This window comes from Alsobacter ponti, from assembly GCF_024294805.1.
Taxonomy (GTDB): Bacteria; Pseudomonadota; Alphaproteobacteria; order Rhizobiales; family Beijerinckiaceae; genus Alsobacter; species Alsobacter ponti.
In genome coordinates this window covers 280,976-299,221 of record NZ_JANCLU010000003.1, presented here as the reverse complement: position 1 = coordinate 299,221, position 18,246 = coordinate 280,976, and the positions used below count along the sequence as shown (strand labels likewise).

General features: G+C 70.1%; 14 protein-coding genes and 1 rRNA gene. 6 read left to right on the top strand and 9 right to left on the bottom strand.

Annotated elements, in window-relative coordinates; translation table 11 throughout:
- From NK718_RS05195 to NK718_RS05175, 5 genes are all read right to left on the bottom strand, one after another.
- Positions 1-249 (bottom strand): 16S ribosomal RNA (locus NK718_RS05195); the annotation flags it as partial.
- Between the two features lie 367 nt (positions 250-616).
- Entirely contained in the window at positions 617-1,402 is a 786-nt protein-coding gene (locus tag NK718_RS05190; protein WP_254739305.1) for an SDR family NAD(P)-dependent oxidoreductase, read from the bottom strand.
- 71 nt (positions 1,403-1,473) lie between these two features.
- A complete protein-coding gene (locus NK718_RS05185) occupies positions 1,474-2,277 on the bottom strand; it encodes an SDR family NAD(P)-dependent oxidoreductase (protein WP_254739304.1) in 804 nt (267 codons plus the stop codon).
- 64 nt (positions 2,278-2,341) lie between these two features.
- Complete coding sequence (locus NK718_RS05180; protein WP_254739303.1) at positions 2,342-4,219, bottom strand: TRAP transporter large permease; 1,878 nt, start codon at positions 4,217-4,219, stop codon at positions 2,342-2,344.
- A 17-nt stretch (positions 4,220-4,236) separates the two neighbouring features.
- Positions 4,237-5,250 carry a TRAP transporter substrate-binding protein gene (locus NK718_RS05175; RefSeq protein ID WP_254739302.1) on the bottom strand — a complete coding sequence of 338 codons (1,014 nt, stop codon included), beginning with the start codon at positions 5,248-5,250 and terminating at the stop codon, positions 4,237-4,239.
- A 207-nt stretch (positions 5,251-5,457) separates the two neighbouring features.
- Here NK718_RS05175 and NK718_RS05170 point away from each other — a divergent pair, with 207 nt between their 5' ends.
- Genes NK718_RS05170 through NK718_RS05155 form a run of 4 tightly spaced genes read left to right on the top strand, consistent with a single transcriptional unit; the run spans position 5,458 to position 10,100 of the window.
- Positions 5,458-6,366: an IclR family transcriptional regulator gene (locus NK718_RS05170; protein WP_254739301.1), complete on the top strand. Its 909-nt coding sequence runs from the start codon at positions 5,458-5,460 to the stop codon at positions 6,364-6,366.
- Positions 6,363-7,532 (top strand): acetyl-CoA acetyltransferase, encoded by a 1,170-nt coding sequence (locus NK718_RS05165; RefSeq protein ID WP_254739300.1) that lies wholly within the window; start codon positions 6,363-6,365, stop codon positions 7,530-7,532. Before NK718_RS05170 ends, NK718_RS05165 begins: the two co-directional genes overlap by 4 nt.
- An 11-nt stretch (positions 7,533-7,543) precedes the next feature.
- Positions 7,544-9,181, top strand: coding sequence for an acyl-CoA synthetase (locus tag NK718_RS05160; RefSeq protein WP_371877218.1), 1,638 nt, complete (start codon positions 7,544-7,546; stop codon positions 9,179-9,181).
- 52 nt (positions 9,182-9,233) lie between these two features.
- The gene (locus tag NK718_RS05155; RefSeq protein WP_254739299.1) at positions 9,234-10,100 is read left to right on the top strand and encodes an alpha/beta hydrolase; all 867 of its coding nucleotides are present in this window, start codon (positions 9,234-9,236) and stop codon (positions 10,098-10,100) included.
- A gap of 55 nt (positions 10,101-10,155) precedes the next feature.
- Here the strand turns inward: NK718_RS05155 and NK718_RS05150 are convergent, their stop codons facing one another.
- From NK718_RS05150 to NK718_RS05140, 3 genes are all read right to left on the bottom strand, one after another.
- On the bottom strand, positions 10,156-10,680 hold the full coding sequence (locus NK718_RS05150; RefSeq protein WP_254739298.1) for a YidB family protein: 525 nt from the start codon (positions 10,678-10,680) through the stop codon (positions 10,156-10,158).
- A gap of 139 nt (positions 10,681-10,819) precedes the next feature.
- Positions 10,820-12,652, bottom strand: a complete 1,833-nt coding sequence (ilvD, locus tag NK718_RS05145; RefSeq protein WP_254739296.1) for a dihydroxy-acid dehydratase — start codon at positions 12,650-12,652, stop codon at positions 10,820-10,822.
- 129 nt (positions 12,653-12,781) lie between these two features.
- Positions 12,782-13,723 carry an NAD(P)H-dependent flavin oxidoreductase gene (locus NK718_RS05140; RefSeq protein ID WP_371877215.1) on the bottom strand — a complete coding sequence of 314 codons (942 nt, stop codon included), beginning with the start codon at positions 13,721-13,723 and terminating at the stop codon, positions 12,782-12,784.
- Positions 13,724-13,892: 169 nt separating this feature from the next.
- Here NK718_RS05140 and NK718_RS05135 point away from each other — a divergent pair, with 169 nt between their 5' ends.
- Positions 13,893-15,338 (top strand): NAD-dependent succinate-semialdehyde dehydrogenase, encoded by a 1,446-nt coding sequence (locus tag NK718_RS05135; RefSeq protein WP_254739294.1) that lies wholly within the window; start codon positions 13,893-13,895, stop codon positions 15,336-15,338.
- Positions 15,339-15,710: 372 nt separating this feature from the next.
- Complete coding sequence (locus NK718_RS05130) at positions 15,711-16,523, top strand: sterol desaturase family protein (RefSeq protein ID WP_254739292.1); 813 nt, start codon at positions 15,711-15,713, stop codon at positions 16,521-16,523.
- Positions 16,524-16,539: 16 nt separating this feature from the next.
- Here the strand turns inward: NK718_RS05130 and NK718_RS05125 are convergent, their stop codons facing one another.
- Positions 16,540-18,057, bottom strand: a complete 1,518-nt coding sequence (locus tag NK718_RS05125; RefSeq protein WP_254739289.1) for a TadE/TadG family type IV pilus assembly protein — start codon at positions 18,055-18,057, stop codon at positions 16,540-16,542.
- Positions 18,058-18,246: the final 189 nt, after the last annotated feature.

Genomic DNA, 18,246 nt, shown 5'->3' with positions numbered 1-18,246 from the left:
CGTCGCCTTGGTGAGCCATTACCTCACCAACTAGCTAATCGGACGCGGGCCAATCCTTCGGCGATAAATCTTTCCCCATAAGGGCTTATCCGGTATTAGCTCAAGTTTCCCTGAGTTATTCCGAACCAAAGGGCATGTTCCCACGCGTTACTCACCCGTCTGCCACTCCCGGTTGCCCGGGCGTTCGACTTGCATGTGTTAAGCCTGCCGCCAGCGTTCGCTCTGAGCCAGGATCAAACTCTCAAGTTGTAGAGAGAAGATCATAGCCGATCACGCATCACGTCATTGACGGAGTTCACGACAGGCCGAAACCCATCGCGAGCTCAAAACGCGTAACCAGTCGAAGTCTTCATCGATCCGGGCCAGCCGAAGCCAACCCGAACCGCGCAAGGACTCCGCCGTCCGCGTTTCTCTTGTTTCATCTTCGAATGTCAAAGAGCCGCTTCCACGCCAGAACGGACATCGACGGCGGAGCCGTCTGGTCTGTCCGATCTCTCGGGGAAGGCGCCGAACTCGTCGGCGGCGAGGCGGGATTTAGGCCCTATCGCCTTTCGACGCAAGGGGGTCTGTGGAAAACTTTCGCGAAACCGTCACAAACCCTGTGGCGCCGTCGCGTTCAGACCGATTTCCGACGGCCGCGCAGCGTCGGCAGGCCGATGCCGACGGCGTCGAAACCGCCGTCCACCGCCAGTGTCTGGCCGGTGACGTAGCTCGCCTGCGCGCCGCACAGGAACAGGATCGCGGCGGCGATCTCCTCCTCCAGCCCGTAGCGGTTGAGCGGGATGGCGTCGTGATAGTCGGCGCGGATTTCGGCGCTGTGCACCTCCTTGGCCATCGCCGTGTCGACGGGCCCCGGCGCGATGGCGTTGACGCGGATGCCGAGCTCGCCCAGCTCGGCCGCCTGCTGCTTGGTCAGGTGGATCAGCGCGGCCTTGCTGGTGCCGTAGGCGACGCGCAGCGTCGAGGCGCGCAGGCCGGAGATCGAGGCGATGTTGACGATGGCCCCGCCGCCGCCCTCCGCCATCAAAGGCGCGCAGGCCTGCGACAGCAGAAACGGCCCGGTGAGGTTGACCGCCATCACGCGCTCCCACTCGGCGCGCGTCGTCTCCAGGATCGGCTTGAACACCGCCTCGCCGGCGTTGTTGACGAGGGCGTCGAGCCGCCCCCAGCGCTCGCGCACCATTTGGGCGGCGAGCCCCGGCGACGCCGGGTCGGCGATGTCGCAATGGATGGGCATGGTGCGCTCGGGCTCGCCCAGCGCCTGGATCGCGGCGTCGAGCCCGGGGCCGTCCTTGTCGAGCAGGGCGACGGCCCATCCCTCATCGAGGAAATGGCGCGCCGCCGCCAGCCCGATGCCGCGCGCCGCGCCCGTCACCAGCGCCGTTGTCCCGTGCCTCGCCATGATCCGTCCCCTGTCTGCAGCCGCCTTCCGCCCGGGCGTGCGCCCGGCGAAGAGCCGTCCGAAATCGTCCGTCAGTGCGGAACCGGCGTCGCCTGGCTCTGCCCGCCGTCGACCGGCAGCGCCACGCCGGTGATGAATTTCGCCTCGTCGGAGGCGAGGAACACAGCCGCCGCGGCGACGTCCCATGCCGTGCCCATCTTGCCCAGCGGCACGGCGCGGTTGCGCGCCGCCACCATCTCCTCCGCCGAGGCGTAGTTGGCCGAGATCTGCGCGTAGATGAGGGGGGTGTCGATCAGCCCCGGCAGCACCGCGTTGGCGCGCACGCCGTGCGGCGCGTATTGCAGGGCGATCGCCACGGTGGCCTGCACCACGGCGGCCTTGGCCGCGTAATAGGCGAAATAGGGGTAGCCGGTCCACCTTATCGCGGCCAGCGACGAGATGTTGACGATGCTGCCGGCGCGCCGCTCGCGGAAATGCGGCAGCAGCACCTTGGCCGTGCGGTAGACCGAGCCGACATTGAGGTCGAGCCCGCGCTGGAACCCGGCCTCGTCCAGCTCCTCCGGGCCGCCCGGCACCACCACGCCGACATTGTTGTGCAGGATGTCGATGGCCCCGAAGGCGGCCATCGCGCGCGCCGCCGCGTCCTCGACGCTGGCCAGATCGGTGACGTCGGCGGCGATGGCGAGCGCCCGCCCGCCCTCGGCGGCGATGATGCCGGCCGTCTCGGCCGCCGCCTCGGCGGAGATGTCGACGCAGGCGACCGCAGCGCCCTCGCGGGCGTAGAGCACCGCGGCGGCCTTGCCGTTGCCCCAGCCGGGGCCGGACGAGCCCGCCCCGAACACGATGGCCGTCTTGCCGCTCACTCTGCCTGCCATGGTGACATCCCGCCGGCGTCGTCGGGTTCGCCGCGCGCCGCCGGCGCGCGCGACGCGAGAAGGCTTACAGGAAGCCGATGGAGATCCACGGCACGGCGGCGACGACGATCAGGCCGATCAGCAGCGCCAGCATGTAGGCCCAGATCGGCCCGATGCCCTCGTCGGGATGCACCTTGCCGATGGCGCAGGCCGCGTAGTAGCCGACGCCGAAGGGCGGCGAGAACAGGCCCAGGCCCATCGCCAGGATCACCACCATGGCGTAGTGGACCTCGTGGATGCCGACCGCCTTGGCGATCGGAAACAGCAGCGGGCCGAACAGCACGATGGCGGGGATGCCCTCGAGCACGCTGCCGAGCACGACGAAGGCGAGGATCGACACCGCCATGAAGGTCGCCGCGCCGCCCGGCAGCGCCGTCATCGCCGAGGCGAGCGTGCGCGAGAAGCCGGACTGGGTGAGGCCCCAGGCCATGCCGGAGGCCGCGCCGATGATGAACAGGATCGCGCCCGACAGGCTGGCCGTCTCGATCAGCATCGGCCGGATGCGCGCCCAGTCGAACTGGCGGTAGACCAGCAGCCCCGCCAGCACGGCGTAGACGATGCCGATGGTCGACACCTCGGTCGCCGTCGCCACGCCCTCCACCACGGCGGCGCGGATCACGAAGGGCAGCGCGAGCGCCGGGAAGGCGATGACGAAGGCGCGGCCGATCTCGCCCCAGCGCGCCCGCCGCACGTGGGAGAGGTCGTCGTTGCGGTAGCGCCGCGCCACCACGAAGCACAGGCCGACGGCCAGCACGACGCCGGGCAGCATGCCGCCGGTGAACAGGGCGGCGATCGACACACCGGTAACGGAGCCGATGGTGATGAGCACGATGGAGGGCGGAATCGTCTCGGTCTGCGCGCCGGTCGCCGACAGCAACGCCACGAGGTCGCCGGGCTTGGCCCCGCGCGCCCGCATCTCCGGGAACAAAGCCGGGGCCACCGCCGCCATGTCGGCCGCCTTGGCGCCGGAAATGCCGGAGACGAGGTACATCGCGCCGATCAGCACGTAGGAGAGCCCGCCGCGCACGTGGCCCAGCAGGCTCGCCAGGAACTGCACCATGGCGCGGGCCATGCCGGTCATCTCGATCAGCAGGCCGAGGAACACGAACAGCGGCACGGCCAGCAGGATCAGGTGGCTCATGCCCTCGTCGATTCGGCCCACCATCACCATGGTCGGCACGCGCGTGGTGAGGGCGAGATAGCCGAAGGTGGCGAGCGCGAAGGAAAAGCCGATCGGCACGCCGGCGAACACCGCCACGCCGACCACGCCGACGAAGAAGATGACGAGGTTGAGGTTGCCGAGGGTCTTCAGGCTCGGCCCGAGCAGCCAGAAGGCGAGCGCCACGGCGGCGGTCAGCGCCAGCGCGCCCAGCGCGTGCGGCAGGCTGGTGGCGCGCGCCAGCCGCAGCAGCGCGAACAGCGCCATCAGCACGATGCCGACGGGAAAGGCCGAGGCGCGCCACGCGCCCGCGATCTCCAGCGCCGAGGTGGTGATGAAGCTTTCCTCGTAGGCGTACTCGAAGGCCGAGTACGCGATGAGGACGCAGAAGGCGAGCCCGCCGGCGACGGCGAGCGCCTCGAAGAAGTCGCGCCGCGCCGGGGTGAGCTTGCTCACCAGCGCCGTCATCCGCATGTGCGAGTTGGCGCGGATGCCGAGCACGGAGCCGAACATGGCGAGCCACAGGAACAGCGTCGACGCCAGCTCGTCCGACCAGGTGAGCGGCCGGTGCAGGACGTAGCGCGACACCACGCCGGCGAACAGGATCACCACCTCCGCCGCGACGAGCGCGGCGGCGGCGTTCTCCACCGCGCCGCCGACGACGCGGTCGACGACGGCGGTCCAGGACCGGTCGTCGCCGCGCCCGGGGGAGGCGTCGTCCGCGGCGTGGGTGGCGACCTCCATGTCCGGCCGTCCCCGCGTCAGCTCAGCTTGCCGACCGACGCCTCGAGCGTCGACCAGGCTTCGTCGCCGAACTTGCCCTTCCACTCGGCGTAGAAGCCGGCGGAGCGCAGCTTGTCGCGGAAGAGGTTGGCGTTGACGTCGTTGAACTTCATGCCGCGCGCGGTGAGCTGCTCGCGCAGCGAGGCGCTGAGCTTGGCGACGTCGTCGCGCTCGGCGAGGCCGGCCGCGTTGATGTGCTTGGTGATGCTGGCGCGGATGTCCTCCGGCAGCGCCTCCCAGTTGCGGCGGTTGGCGAGGAACCAGAAGCCGTCCCACATGTGGTTGGTCATCGAGCAGAACGACTGCACTTCGTAGAGCTTGGCCGTCTCGATGATGGCGAGCGGGTTCTCCTGGCCGTCGACCACCTTGGTCTGCAGCGCGGAGTAGGTCTCGTTGAAGTTGATGGTGGTGGGGGCGGAGCCGAACGCCTTGAACATCGAGGTCCACAGCGGGGCCGGCGGCACGCGCAGCTTCATGCCGTCGAAGTCGGCCGGCGTGACGATGGGCTTGGTGCTGGTCGTCGTCTGGCGGAAGCCGTTGTCCCACACCGTGTCGAGGGCGAGGATCTGGCGGCTCTTGGCGATCTCGGCCCGGACGAACTGGCCGAGCTTGCCGTCCATCGCCTTCCACACCGTGTCGTAGCTGTCGAACGCGAAGCCGATGCCGCTGATGGCGGCGCTGGGCACCAGCGTCGACAGGATCAGGCCGGAGAGGGTGAAGAAGTCGACCGCGCCGTTGCGGATCTGGCCGAGCGTATCGGTGTCGGAGCCGAGCTGGCTGGACGGGAAGATCTGCAGCTCGAAGCGGCCCTTCGTCTCGTCCTTGATCTTGGCCGCCGCCTCCTGCGCCCGGATGTTCAGCGGGTGGCTGACGGGCAGGTTGTTGGCGAACTTGTAGGTGAACTCGGCCGCGCGGGCGCGGGCGATGTTGAACGTCGAGACGCCGAGCGCCGTGGCGCCGAGCGTGAAACCGCGCCGACTCAGAATGGACATATGCGTTTCCTTCCCTGTCCTTCAGGTGCCTCCCGGCGCGCCGGATCGGCCTGGCCGACCTTCCTGCGCTCGATCGTCAAAAGCAACAATCGAACGCCCACGCCGCTGCGCGCGCAAGGTCCAGCATGTGGAACTAGTCGCACGCGAAACGAAATTCCCGTTGACGAATGGCGAAAACTCCCACACCTGTCAACGAGAAACGCGGAAATGAAGGTCCATATTGTGGAAAGCAGGACGTCCGCACCCTCGTCCGCACCCTTGGAGGACGAACGCTCGGCGGGCGGCGCGCAGTCGATCGGGCGCGCCGTGGCGCTGCTGCGCCTGCTCGCCGCGCATCCGCGCGACGGCGTCTCGCTCTCCGACCTCGTGGTCGGCTCCGGCCTCTCCAAGCCGACCTGCCGGCGCATCCTGCTGGCGCTGATCGAGCCCGGGCTGGCGGTGCAGGACCCGGTGAGCCGGCGCTATTTCCTCGGCCCCGAGGCGTTCGTGATCGGCACCATGGCGGCGGAGCGCTACGGCGCGCAGCGCCTGGCGCGCGACGGCGTCGCCCGGCTGGCGCGGCTGACCGGCGACGCGGCCTTCTTCCAGGTCCGCAGCGGCTGGTCGGTGGTGTGCCTGCAGCGCGAGGACGGCGACTACCCCATCCGCTCGCACGTGCTGGCGGCGGGCGACCGGCATCCACTGGGAGCCGGGGCGGGCGGGCTTGCTTTGCTCGCCGCGCTGCCCGACGACGAGGTCGAGGCCGCCATCGCCGCCACCGCCGAGCTGCGTGGCGAACGCTACACCATGCTGACCGACGCCGTGATCCGCCGTCTCGTGGCCGAGACGCGCGAGCGGGGCTACAGTCTCAACCGGGGCCTGCTGTTCCCGGGGTCGTGGGGCATGGGCATGGCCGTGCGCGACCGCCAGGGCAGGCCGGAGGCGTGCCTGTCGCTGGCCGCCATCGAAAGCCGCATGCAGCCGGACCGGGAGACGCAGCTCGCGGCCTGGCTCGCCGCCGAGGTCCGCCGGCTCGAGGAGCGGCTGCGCGACATCGCCGCGCCCGAACCTCGCCCCGCCGAGTCACGAACGATCGACACGCCCGAGACGGGCAGCCGCAAGGAGACCATCGCATGAGCCGCGCATCCATCGTGGGCTGGGCCCATACGCCGTTCGGCAAGCTGGAGGACCCCGACGTCGAGAGCCTGATCGGGCGCGTCGCCTCCGCCGCGCTGGACCATGCCGGCGTCGCCCCGCGCGACGTCGACGCGGTGACGGTCGGCGTCTACAACAACGGCTTCGCGCGGCAGGGCTTCGAGGCCTCGCTGGTGGCGCTGTCCGTGCCGGAGCTGGCCCACACGCCCTCCACCCACCTGGAGAACGCCTGCGCCACCGGCTCGGCGGCGCTGCACGCCGCGCTCGACTTCGTGGAGAGCGGGCGCGGCCGCATCGCCCTCGTGGTCGGCGCGGAAAAGATGACGGCGACGCCCACCGCCGAGGTCGGCGACATCCTGCTCACCGCCTGCTACCGCAAGGAGGAGGCGGCGGTCGACGCGGGCTTCGCCGGCATCTTCGGCAAGATCGCGCAGAACTACTTCCAGCGCCACGGCGACCGCGGCCGCGAGCTGGCGATGATCGCCGCCAAGAACCACGCCAACGGCGCGCGAAACCCGCTCGCCCACATGCGCAAGGATTTCGGCGTCGAGTTCTGCGACACCGTGTCGGAGAAGAACCCCTACGTGGCGGGACCGCTGCGCCGCACCGACTGCTCGCTCGTCTCGGACGGCGCGGCGGCGCTGGTGGTGGCCGACGAGGAGACGGCGGCGGCGCTGTCGCGTTCCATCGCCTTCCGCGCCCGCCGGCAGGTCAACGACTTCCTGCCGCTGTCGCGCCGCGACCCGATCGCCTTCGAGGGCGCGCGCCTGGCCTGGGCCCGGGCCTACGAGGACGCCGGCGTCACCGTCGACGACCTCGACCTCGTCGAGACGCACGACTGCTTCACCGTGGCCGAGATGATCGAGTACGAGGCGATGGGGCTCGCCGCGCCGGGCGAGGGCTGGAAGGCGATCCGCGAGGGCGTCACCACGCGCGACGGCAAGCTGCCGGTCAATTTGTCGGGCGGGCTGAAGTCGCGCGGCCACCCCATCGGCGCGACCGGCGTGTCGCAGCACGTGATGGCCGCCATGCAGCTGATGGGCGAGGCGGGCGAGATGCAGCGCGAGGGCGCGCGGCTCGCCGGCGTGTTCAACATGGGCGGCGCGGCCGTCGCCAACTACGTCTCGATCCTGGAGCGCGCCAAGTGAGCCCGGCAAATGTGAGCGGCCCGGCTGCCTCCTCCGCCCCGCGCGGCGGGCTCGCGCCGGTGTCGCGCCGGGTGATGAACCTGGCGCACATGCTGACGCAGAACGCGCGCCGCTTCCCCGACCGCCCCGGCTTCATCTGGGGCGAGCGCACGTGGACATGGCGGGAGATCGATGGCGAGGTCAACGCGCTCGCCGCCGCGCTCGCCGCGCGCGGCATCGGCAAGGGCGACCGCATCCTCGTCCACTCGAAGAACTGCGCCGAGATGTTCTGGTCGCTGTTCGCGGCGTTCAGGCTCGGCGCGGTGTGGGTGCCGACCAATTTCCGGCTGATGCCGGAGGAGATCGTCTATCTCGCGACCTCCTCGGGCGCGCGGGCCTTCCTCTGCCACGGCGCGTTCCCGGACCACGCCGCCATCATCGCCGAGCGCGCCCCCGCGGTGGAGTTCACCTGGCGCTTCGACGAGGGCGGCTTCGGCGAGACGTCGGTCGGCGAGGCCATCGCCGCGCACCGGGGCGACAGCGTGCCGCTCTGCCCGGTCGAGCACGACGACCCGTGCTGGTTCTTCTTCACCTCGGGCACGACGGGCCGCTCCAAGGCCGCCGTGCTGACGCATGGCCAGATGGCCTTCGTCGTCACCAACCATTTGTGCGACCTGTTGCCCGGCACGACGGAGCAGGACGCCTCGCTCGTCGTCGCCCCGCTCAGCCACGGCGCGGGCGTCCACCAGCTCAACCAGGTGGCGCGCGGGGCGGTCACTATCCTGCTGCCGACCGACCGCTTCGACATCGAGGAGGCCTACCGGCTGATCGAGCGCCACCGCGTCACCAACATGTTCACGGTGCCGACCATCCTGAAGATGCTGGCCGAGCATCCGGCGGCCGACCGCTACGACCATTCCTCGCTGCGCTACGTCATCTATGCCGGCGCGCCGATGTACCGCGAGGACCAGAAGACGGCGCTGCGCAAGCTCGGCAAGGTCATCGTGCAGTATTTCGGGCTCGGCGAGGTCACCGGCAACATCACCGTGCTGCCGCCGGCCCTGCACGATCCGGAGGACGGCCCGGCCGCGCGCATCGGCACGTGCGGCTTCGAGCGCACGGGCATGCAGGTGTCGATCCAGGACGACGAGGGCCGCGAGCTGGCCCCCTTCCAGACCGGCGAGATCTGCGTCATCGGCCCCGCCGTGTTCGCCGGCTACTACGACAACCCGGAGGCCAACGCCAAGGCCTTCCGGGACGGCTGGTTCCGCACCGGCGACCTCGGCCACATCGACGAGGAGGGTTTCGTCTACATCACCGGCCGCGCCTCGGACATGTTCATTTCCGGCGGCTCGAACATCTACCCGCGCGAGGTGGAGGAGAAGATCCTCACCCACCCCGGCATCGCCGAGGCGGCGGTGCTCGGCGTGCCGGACCCGCTGTGGGGGGAGGTCGGCGTCGCCGTCTGCGTGGCGCGCGAGGGCGTCGTCGTCACCGAGGAGGAGATGCTGGCGTTCCTCGGCCCGAAGATGACGCGCTACAAGCTGCCCAAGCGCTTCTTCTTCTGGGAGGCGCTGCCGAAATCGGGCTACGGCAAGGTGCCCAAGCGCATGGTGCGCGACGAGCTGGAGGCGCGCGGCCATCTCGCCGAGATGGGCGTCAAGAGCTGAGACGACGCGGCGGGGGCTGGCCTTCGCGGCCGTCTCCTGCCAAGCTCGCCTTATGCTCTGGCGACACTACCCCGACAAGACCGCGCTCGACGCGCAGTTCACCCTCGACACCATCGCCGACCTCACCGCCGTCATGCAGCGGCGGCTGGACCTGTCGGCGCGGGCGCGCGCCACCCTGCCGCACCGGCTGAAGATCCCCTACGGGGCGGGGCCGGACGCGACGCTGGACCTGTTCCTGCCGCCCGAGGCGGCCCGGCCCGCGCCGGTGCTGATGTTCATCCACGGCGGCTTCTGGAAGGCGCTCGACGCCGCCACCTTCAGCTTCGTCGGCGGCTTCGCGCCGCTCGGCGCGCTGGTTGCCGTCATCGACTACCCGCTGATCCCCTCGGTGCGGATGGACGGCATCGTCGACCATGTCGGGCAGGCTCTGGCCTGGCTGGCGCGCCACGCCGGCGAGCACGGCGGCGACCCGGCGCGCCTGCACGTCGCCGGCCATTCGGCGGGCGGCCACCTCACCGCCGTCGCGCTCGACCGCGGCTGGCAGGAGGAGCACGGCATCCCCGCCGGCGCGGTGCGCGGCGGCGTGGCGCTGTCGGGCGTGTTCGAGCTGGAGCCGCTGCGCCGCTCCTTCCAGCAGGAGACCTTGGGCTTCACGCAAGAGGAGGCGGAGCGCTGGAGCCCGCTGCGCCGCGTGCCGGAGCGCGCCGGCCCGCTCGTCGTCGCGGTGGGCGGCGGCGAGACGCAGGAGTTCATCGACCAGTCGCTGGAGTTCACGGACGCCTGGCGCGCCGCTGGCCACGCGGCCGAGCTGCACGTCGTGGCGCGCGCCAACCATATCGACATCCTCACCGACGCCTTCGCCCAGCCGGGCGCGCCGCTGCACTCCGCCGTGCTGCGGCAGATGGGGCTGGCGGGCTAGGGACGACGCGTCCCCGCGCCGAGGGCAGGCCCCGACGCGGTTCGCAAGCGCAGGCTCAGGCCCGCGCGCCGCGCAGCGGATTATTGCCGGACTGGTCGAAATCCTGCGGGCTCGGCAGGCGGCCCTGGGGCGTCAGGTCGTCCACCGCCTTGGGCAGCTCGCGCTGCAGGCGGGAGAGGATCTCGTCGCGCGACAACCCGGTCTGCTGTTCCAGATGGTCGAGCACGTCCGGGCCGATCGCCTGCTCGAGCTGGTTCGGCGGCAGCTCGCGGTTGGGACCGGGCGACACCCAGCTGTCGGCGGCTTCGCCGTGGCCGTTCTGGCGGAAGCGCTCGACCAGTTCCGACAGGCCGCCCGAGAGCAGGCCGCCGGCGCCGGCGCCGCCGCCAAGTCCGCCACCGAGTCCGCCCAATCCGCCGAGAAGCCCGCCCAGCAGGCCGCCGCCCGCGCCGGAGGACGCGCCGCCCGCGCTGGTGGAGGACAGGCCGTCGGGGGCGGACTGGCCGCCGCGCAGCATCTCGGCGATCTTGTCCCGGTTCTGGTAGCCGGCGACCGCGAGAAGCCCGAGAAGCGCGGTCATCGAGGGGAATCCGCTTTGCGCCATGGCGCGTCCTCCATCCGTTTGAGACGGGGAGGAACGAGCGGGGGCGGGCGTGGTTCCGTCGGCGCGAGCGGGGCCTTGCCGCCGGACGCGGCGGGAGGCCGCGTCCGCGCCGGCCTTACTTGACCTCGCGCACTGCGCCGCGCGCGGCGCTGGTGGTCAGCGCGGCGTAGGCGCGCAGCGCCGTGGTGATCTTGCGCTTGCGGGGCTCGGCCGGCTTCCAGCCCGCCTTGTCCTGCGCCGCGCGGCGGCTGGCCAGCTCCTCCTCCGAGACCATCAGCTCGATGCGCCGGCCGGGGATGTCGATCTCGATGCGGTCGCCGTCGCGCACCAGGCCGATCGTGCCGCCCTCGGCGGCCTCGGGCGAGCAATGGCCGATGGACAGGCCCGACGTGCCGCCCGAGAAGCGGCCGTCCGTGACCAGCGCGCACGCCTTGCCGAGGCCCTTCGACTTCAGATAGCTCGTCGGGTACAGCATTTCCTGCATGCCGGGGCCGCCGCGCGGGCCTTCGTAGCGGATCACCACCACCTCGCCGGCCTTCACCTTGCCGTTGAGGATGCCGTCGACCGCCGCGTCCTGGCTCTCGAACACGCGGGCCGGGCCGGAGAACACGAGGATGGAGGCGTCGACGCCGGCCGTCTTCACGATGCAGCCGTCGAGCGCGATGTTGCCGGTGAGCACGGCGAGGCCGCCGTCCCGCGAGTAGGCGTGCTCGAGGTCGCGGATCACGCCATTGGAGCGATCGAGGTCCAGCTCGTCGTACCGGCGGTTCTGGCTGAACGCGGTCTGCGACGGCACGCCGCCGGGGGCGGCGCGGTAGAAGGTCTGCACCGTCTCGCTGTTGGTGCGGCTGATGTCCCAGCGGTTGATGGCGTCGAGCATGGTCGCGCTGTGGACCGTCGGCAGGTCGCCGTGGATCAGGCCGGCGCGCTCGAGCTGGCCGAGGATGGCCATGATGCCGCCGGCGCGGTGGACGTCCTCCATGTGGACGTTGGCCACCGACGGAGCGACCTTGCACAGCACCGGCACGCGGCGCGACAGGCGGTCGATGTCGGCCATGCCGAAGTCGACCTCGCCCTCGTAGGCGGCGGCCAGCAAATGCAGCACCGTGTTGGTGGAGCCGCCCATCGAGATGTCGAGCGTCATGGCGTTCTCGAACGCCCGCACATTGGCGACGTTGCGCGGCAGCACGCTCGGGTCGTTCTGCTCGTAGTAGCGGCGCGCCAGGTCGACGATGAGGTGGCCGGCCTCGACGAACAGGCGCTCGCGGTCGGCGTGGGTGGCCAGCGTTGAGCCGTTGCCCGGCAGCGCGAGGCCCAGCGCCTCGGTGAGGCAGTTCATCGAGTTGGCGGTGAACATGCCCGAGCACGACCCGCAGGTCGGGCAGGCGGACCGCTCGATGACCTTGACCTCCTCGTCCGACACCTTGTCGTCGGCGGCGGCCACCATGGCGTCGATCAGGTCGACCTTCTTGGTCACGGACTCGGCGACGTACTTGCCGGCCTCCATCGGCCCGCCCGAGACGAAGACGACCGGGATGTTGAGGCGCATGGCGGCCATCAGCATGCCGGGGGTGATCTTGTCGCAGTTGGAGATGCAGACGATGGCGTCGGCGCAGTGCGCGTTGACCATGTACTCGACGCTGTCGGCGATGATCTCGCGCGAGGGCAGGCTGTAGAGCATGCCGTCATGGCCCATCGCGATGCCGTCGTCGACCGCGATGGTGTTGAATTCCTTGGCGACGCCGCCGGCCTTCTCGACCTCGCGGGCGACGAGCTGGCCGAGGTCCTTGAGGTGGACGTGGCCGGGCACGAACTGGGTGAAGGAGTTGGCGATGGCGATGATCGGCTTGCCGAAGTCGCTGTCCTTCATGCCGGTGGCGCGCCAGAGGCCACGCGCCCCGGCCATGTTGCGGCCGTGCGTGGTGGTGCGGGAGCGGTACTGCGGCATGACGGGGGTCTCCTCCAACGGGGAGGCCTTGAAACCGTCCCCAGCGCAGGGCGATAGCATTGACCGCGCACCCACTTCAAGGCCGATCAAATACGGGCGAAATCCGTCAAATTCGCCGGCGCGGCCGGCTCAGAAGTCGAGCTTTCGCCTGGCCTCCTGGTATTCCCGCGCCAGCCGCTCGCACAATTCGGCCGCGCCGGGCACGTCGGTGACGCTGCCGACGCCCTGGCCGGCCGACCAGATGGTCTTCCACGCCTTGGCCTCCTCGGAGAGGTCCATGCGGCCGTGGCCGGCAAGGTTGTCCGGGTCGAGCCCGGCGGCGGCGATGGAGGGACGCAGGAAGTTGGCGGCCACGCCGCTGATCGCCGGCGTGTAGAGAATGTCCGCCGCCCGCGTGTCGAGCAGCATCTGCTTGTAAGGCTCGGGCGCGAGGCTCTCGCGCGTGGCGATGAAGCGCGTGCCGAGATAGGCGAGGTCCGCGCCCATCATGCGCGCCGCCGCGATGTGCGCGCCCGTCGACATCGCCCCCGACAGCACGACCGTGCCGCCGAAGATGCTCCGGATCTCGGACACCAGCGCGAACGGGCTCAGCGCCCCGGCGTGGCCGCCCGCGCCCGCGCACACGGCGATCAGCCCGTCGACGCCGGCCTGCACCGCCTTCTCCGCGTGACGCATGTTGATGACGTCGTGGAACACGAGCCCGCCATAGGAATGCACCGCGTCGACGACGTCCGGAACCGCGCCGAGCGAGGTGATCACCAGCGGCACGGCATGGGCCACCGTCGCCTCGAGGTCCTGCCGCAGGCGGGTGTTGGACTTGTGGACGATCAGGTTCACCGCGAACGGGGCGGGCAGGTGGCCGCCGGCGTCGGAGGGCACCGCCAGCTTCTCCTCGATCTCGACCAGCCACTGGGCGTAGCCCTCCGCCGTGCGCTGGTTGAGCGCCGGGAAGGCGCCGACCACGCCGGCGCGGCAGCACGCCACCACGAGGTCCGGCCCGGACACGAGGAACATCGGCGCGGCGATGGCCGGAACGGCCAGCCGGCCCTGGAACACGTTCGGCATCGTCACGGGGCGTCTCTCCTGCGGCGGCTTATCCAAGGCGCGGGGAGGGGCGGCGGCAAGCGGATTCTGGACAAGCCGCGCCCTTTTCAGCACAACAGCGGGCGAACCCGCGCGGCCGGACGGACCGGCGGGCATGGAACACAGAGCGGGCGGACGGCCCGCGACGGAGGTGACGATGAGCGGGCTCCCCTTCCAGCGCGAGGCGAACCTGATCGGCGGCGAATGGGTCGGGGCCGACAGCGGGGCGACCTTCGAGGTCAACAATCCGGCGACCGGCGAGGTCATCGGCCGCGTGCCCAACGCCGGGGCGGCGGAGACGCGCCGCGCCGTCGCGGCGGCCGCCAAGGCCTTCCAGGGCTGGAGCCGCACGACGGCGGCCGAGCGCGCCGAGAAGCTGCGCAAGCTCGCCGCCGCCCTCGAGAAGAACAAGGAGGAGCTGGCCGTCCTGCTCACCACCGAGCAGGGCAAGCCGCTGGCCGAGGCGCGGGGCGAGATCGCCATCAGCGCCGCCTACGTGCAGTGGTTCGCCGAGGAGGCGCGCCGCGTCTACGGCGACACCATCCCCTCGCCCTGGGCCAACCGCCGCATCCTCGTCACGCGCGAGCCGGTGGGCGTGGTGGCGGCGATCACGCCGTGGAACTTCCCGTCATCGATGCTGTCGCGCAAGCTCGGCGCGGCGCTGGCGGCGGGCTGCACGGTGGTGACCAAGCCGGCCAGCCAGACGCCCTATTCCGCCATCGCCTGGGGGCTGCTGGCCGAGGAGGCGGGCATTCCGCCGGGCGTCATCAACATCGTCACCGGCTCGGCCTCCGCCATCGGCGGCGAGCTGACCGCCAACCCGACCGTGAAGAAGATCACGTTCACCGGCTCCACCGAGATCGGCAAGATGCTGATGGCCCAGGCGGCCGGCACCATGAAGCGCGTCTCCATGGAGCTGGGCGGCAACGCGCCGTTCCTCGTCTTCGACGACGCCGACCTCGACGCGGCGGTGGAAGGGGCCATCGGCTCCAAGTACCGCAACACCGGGCAGACCTGCGTGTGCGCCAACCGGTTCATCGTCCAGGCCGGCGTCTACGACGCCTTCGCCGAGCGCTTCGCCAAGGCGGTGCGCGACCTCAAGGTCGGCAACGGGCTGGAGGCGGGCGTCACCCAGGGTCCGCTGATCGACGACAAGGCGGTCCGCAAGGTCGAGGAGCACATCGCCGACGCGCTCGGCAAGGGCGCGAAGGTGCTCACCGGCGGCAAGCGCCACGCGCTGGGCGGCTCGTTCTTCGAGCCCACCATCGTCACCGGCGTCACGCCGGCGATGGCGGTGGCGAAGGAGGAGACGTTCGGGCCGCTCGCCCCGCTGTTCCGGTTCGACACCGAGGAGCAGGCCATCGCCATGGCCAACGACACCGAGTTCGGCCTCGCCGCCTACGCCTACACGCGCGACCTCGGGCGGGCCTTCCGCGTGATGGAGGGGCTGCAATACGGCCAGGTCGGCATCAACGCCGGCGTCATCACCACCGAGGTCGCCCCGTTCGGCGGCGTCAAGGAATCCGGCATGGGCCGCGAAGGGTCCAAGTACGGCCTCGACGACTACCTCAACGTCAAATACGGGTGCCTCGGGCTCTCGTAACCTCGGGTTGAATCCGGCGCGGCCGGCCGGGGCGCGAGCCCGCCGACCCGGCCGCGCCGTCTCCGTTGTTCCATCGGAAGAACCGATCGCGCGCGAACATTGGGCGGATGAACCGATCGCGGCGGTGTTCGACGCCGGATTCCGCGCGGAATATTGGCGGAGCAGGAGGCGTTTCATCGGAACGGCGTGCGTCGCGGCGCACGCGGTCACTTTGCCGGGGCGTTTGCGTCACGTCATGCTCAGCGCGCCCCCTAACTCAAGCGTGGCGTAAGACTGTTATTAATCCCGATGGTCTTCAATTTGACCGCGCCGGCCCGGCCCGGCGCGTCGGGCGGCCTTGCGTCGCCCGCCCGGAGACCTTGGGGGCGGCGCATGGTGAGCCAGTATTTCGACCTCGGCACGCTCCTGCTGGTGGCGCTGGTCTTCGTCTCGCTGGAAGGCCTGATCCCGCTGCGCTCCGGGCAGAAGCGCCTGCGGGCGCACTGGCTGAACGACGTGGTGTTCCTGCTCGTCAACGGCGTCGTCGTGAAGCTGGGGCTCGTCGTGGCCCTGACGCTGGTGCTGACGGCGCTGCAGGGGGCCATGCCCGCCGCCCTGCGCGCGGCGGTGGCCGGCCAGCCGCTCTGGCTGCAGGTCATCGAGGCGTTCGTGGTGGCCGACACCGGCTTCTACCTCGCGCACCGGGCCTTCCATGCCTCGCCCTTCCTGTGGCGCTTCCACGCCATTCACCACAGTATCGAGGAAATGGACTGGCTCGCCGGCCACCGCGTGCATCCCGTCGACCAGATCCTGACCAAGACGGCCTCGCTCGCGCCGCTGTTCATGCTCGGCTTCTCGGAGATGGCGATCTTCGTTTGGGGCGTGGCGTACCAGTGGCAGTCGGTGCTCATTCACGCCAATATTCGGCTGGACTTCGGGCCGCTGAAATGGGTGCTGGCCTCGCCGCGCTTCCATCACTGGCACCACGCCAACGAGCAAGAGGCCTACGACAAGAATTTCGCCGGCCAGCTCCCCTTCCTCGACGCCATCGGCGGCACGCTGTTCATGCCCGACCGGATGCCCTCGCGCTACGGCGTCGACGAGCCGGTGCCGCAGCGCTACGACCAGCAACTCGTCTATCCGCTGCGCGCGGCGGCGCAGGCGGCCGCCCCCGCCGCGCCGAGCGCTGGCGAGGCGTCGGGCTGAGGGGGCCGGGGCCCGCTCACCGGTAGAGCTGGACCATGTCCTTGATGACCTTCTCGACCGAGTCGTTGGGCGTCGCCACGCCGACGAACTCGGCGTCGATCGAGTCGTTGGTCCCCGGCCGCAGCACGAACAGCCGGGCCAGGCCCTGCACCGGAACGTCGGTGTTCTTGCCGCCCTTCATGTCGTTCTTGCAGTCGATCAGCGCGGCGTAGATCAGCCGCCGCCGTACCGCGAACTCCGTCGCCGTCATGTTGAGGCTGGTGAGCGTGCTCGAATTCACCGGGTTGCAGGCCGCCGCGCCCACTTCGCCGGGGTAGGTCGTCTGCTTGCTGGGACCGGTCTGGTACACGAAATTGCCCGTGCGGGTGCTGGCCAGCCCGTTGGTGATTTCGTACTGGAACGCCTCGAAACGGGTGGAAAACGTCGGAAGGTTCGTCGCCGACGGGAAGTTCTTGCTGAAATATGTGGCGAGCGACGCGGACCAGCCGCCATTGCCGACCTGCACCGGCATGCTGGAGTCGAGCGGCAGGGCCACGGGGGGATTGCCGCTGACGACGCTGGCTGGGTTGAGCCCGGCGGCGCTCGTCGTGTTGCAGTCGTCGATGGGCTGGTTGCCTTTCGGCGCGTCGGGGTAATAGCCCTTCCTGACATTGCCGCCGGCGGAATAGTCCTGGTTGTTTTTCGCCGATCCCAGCGAGGCGTCGTAAATGTCGAACCGCGTGTTCAGCGCGCGGATCGCCGGCTGCGGGTTGCCGGTCTTGGTGTCGACGCCGGTGGTCGTGTAGCAGGCCTTGGGCCGGATGGTCCCCAGCGCCTCGACGAGGTCCGGCACACCGTTGCCGCCATAGGAGAGATAGCCGTAATTGCCGGCCACCTGGGCGCTGCCGGGGTCCGGCTTCAGCGTGATCTGCCGGCCGACATACTTGAAGCTGCCGTCCGCGTTCTTCGCCAGGATGTTCTCCTGGCCCGCCGCGCTGTCGTCGCCGGTGCAGACATACATCGGCGTCACTTCGCAGAACACCTGCGTGAATCCCGCCACGGCGCGGGCGTTGGAGCCGAGCGACGTGCCGCCGAAGCCGACGAGCTGGAGCGGGAAGAGCGTCGACACCGTGCCCGTCACCGTCACTTCGACGAAGCGGGCCTTCTTGGCCCCCGTTGCGTCCTTCGAGAGCGCGGTCGGCATGGTCGAAGTGTCGTCGGAGGCCGGCAGCGTGTCGTAGAACTGCACCGACGTGGCGGGATCGATGCTGAGCAGCACGTTGTCGATGGCGTTCTTGGCGTCCATCATCGCCACGGCGGTGGTCGCCCGCGTGATGGCGTCCGACCCGCCGTCGAGTTCCGCCGCCGCCGCGAGCGCGTAGGCGTCGGCCGCCTTCTGGAGTGCGCTCTGAGTGGAGTAATAGCGGCTGATGTCGAGCGCCATGCCAGCGCCGCCGACGATCGCGACGATCATGATCGCCACCAGAGGCAGCACCGCCCCTTTCTCGTCGCGGCGGAAGCGGGCCGCCTTGCCCCGCGGAGCGGAAATCGACATCTCTCAGCCCCTCGCTAACAGGTTGTGGAGTCCTGCAAGTTCTAAATTCGTGGAATGCACGCGTCAAATTGCAGAATAGCAATCGCAGGTTGAAGTTTGTGAAGTTGATGAATTTTGAATATTTGAGCCCCATTTTCCGCTGAGGCGCCTCCGCGGGCGGTCCCGCTCCCGCTCGGGGAGGGTCCGCAA

Excerpts from the sequence above, each read along its gene's own strand:
- NK718_RS05175 (WP_254739302.1), bottom strand. The coding sequence starts at position 5,250 with ATGTCCATTCTGAGTCGGCGCGGTTTCACGCTCGGCGCCACGGCGCTC.
- NK718_RS05125 (WP_254739289.1), bottom strand. The coding sequence starts at position 18,057 with ATGTCGATTTCCGCTCCGCGGGGCAAGGCGGCCCGCTTCCGCCGCGAC.
- NK718_RS05135 (WP_254739294.1), top strand. The coding sequence starts at position 13,893 with ATGAGCGGGCTCCCCTTCCAGCGCGAGGCGAACCTGATCGGCGGCGAA.
- NK718_RS05180 (WP_254739303.1), bottom strand. The coding sequence starts at position 4,219 with ATGGAGGTCGCCACCCACGCCGCGGACGACGCCTCCCCCGGGCGCGGC.
- NK718_RS05165 (WP_254739300.1), top strand. The coding sequence starts at position 6,363 with ATGAGCCGCGCATCCATCGTGGGCTGGGCCCATACGCCGTTCGGCAAG.
- NK718_RS05130 (WP_254739292.1), top strand. The coding sequence starts at position 15,711 with ATGGTGAGCCAGTATTTCGACCTCGGCACGCTCCTGCTGGTGGCGCTG.
- NK718_RS05150 (WP_254739298.1), bottom strand. The coding sequence starts at position 10,680 with ATGACCGCGCTTCTCGGGCTTCTCGCGGTCGCCGGCTACCAGAACCGG.
- NK718_RS05185 (WP_254739304.1), bottom strand. The coding sequence starts at position 2,277 with ATGGCAGGCAGAGTGAGCGGCAAGACGGCCATCGTGTTCGGGGCGGGC.
- NK718_RS05155 (WP_254739299.1), top strand. The coding sequence starts at position 9,234 with ATGCTCTGGCGACACTACCCCGACAAGACCGCGCTCGACGCGCAGTTC.
- NK718_RS05170 (WP_254739301.1), top strand. The coding sequence starts at position 5,458 with ATGAAGGTCCATATTGTGGAAAGCAGGACGTCCGCACCCTCGTCCGCA.
- NK718_RS05190 (WP_254739305.1), bottom strand. The coding sequence starts at position 1,402 with ATGGCGAGGCACGGGACAACGGCGCTGGTGACGGGCGCGGCGCGCGGC.
- ilvD (WP_254739296.1), bottom strand. The coding sequence starts at position 12,652 with ATGCCGCAGTACCGCTCCCGCACCACCACGCACGGCCGCAACATGGCC.